2 protein-coding genes are annotated in these 1,041 nt (G+C 73.0%); both read left to right on the plus strand.

Annotated features, from left to right (window positions below; all coding sequences use genetic code 11):
• On the plus strand, positions 1-689 hold a 689-nt coding region (locus B4M60_RS05800; protein ID WP_291081165.1), incomplete at its 5' end, for an HNH endonuclease.
• Positions 690-747: 58 nt separating this feature from the next.
• Positions 748-1,041: alkaline phosphatase family protein (locus tag B4M60_RS05805; RefSeq protein ID WP_291081167.1), on the plus strand; the 294-nt coding region annotated here is incomplete at its 3' end.

A 1,041-nucleotide genomic window follows, 5' to 3' on the forward strand; every position in this document is an offset into this window, starting at 1 on the left:
TGCTCGCCATGCTCGCCACCAGCGACGGCGCCAGCTTCGAGAGGGTCGATCCCCGCATCGGCGCCGCTGACGACGCCAGGCGGGCCCTGAGGTACAAGCCCAGCGCCGAACTGGCAAGACGCATCCGGCTTCGGGATGGCACCTGCCGTCACCCCGGGTGCGCGGTCCCGGCCGACGACTGCGACGTGGACCACGTCCGGCCGTTCGATCACGCGGACCCGGCGCGCGGCGGGCACACCGAGGAGTGCAACCTCATGTGCCTCTGCAGGCGCCACCATCGGTTCAAGACCTTCTCGGACTGGGTCTACGACCTGCAACCGGACGGGACGCTGATCGTCACGAGTCCCGAGGGGACCACCACGATGACGCGACCGTCCGGACCGCTCGGCGCCTACAGGCGCGAGCAGGCTCATGCCGAGACCGCGGCCTGGGACGCGCAGCAGCGGCGAAGCCCCGACCCGTCCACCGCCGGCAGCCGCTCGCACTCCGAGCCGACCTACTGGTCCCGGCGCGCCGCCCGCCTGGCCGCCGAACGCGACCGCACCGCGCACCCCGCCGGCACCGGCCCGGGCAGTCCCCGACCGTCCGAGCACGGCCGATGGTGGCGCCGGAACGCACCCGTCGCGAGCAAGGTCGAACAGGACGTCCGGGCACTCCTCGACGAGCTCCTCGACCCACCACCGTTCTGAGGCCCCCGTCTTCCGAGGCCGGCGTCCGTGGCGGGGCGGAATGGGGGATGGTGGAGACATGACCGGGATCCCGAGCAGTCCGTCCGACCACGCACTGGCCGATGTCATGCCCTCCGTCGCCGCAGCGCTGGGGGCGGGCACGCGCAATCCCCTCGCTCTGGAGCCGTGCCGGGACGCGGTCCTCGTGCTGGTCGACGGCCTCGGCGCGGAGCTCATCCGCGAGCACGCCGACGACGCTCCGACCCTCGCCGCACTGTCCACGAGGATGATCTCGGCCGGGTTCCCCGCCACCACCGCCACCAGCCTGACGAGCCTGGCGGTCGGCGCACCGTGTTCGCGACACGGGATCGTC

The sequence above is a fragment of the Dietzia sp. UBA5065 genome (assembly GCA_002415925.1).
Lineage (GTDB): Bacteria > Actinomycetota > Actinomycetes > Mycobacteriales > Mycobacteriaceae > Dietzia.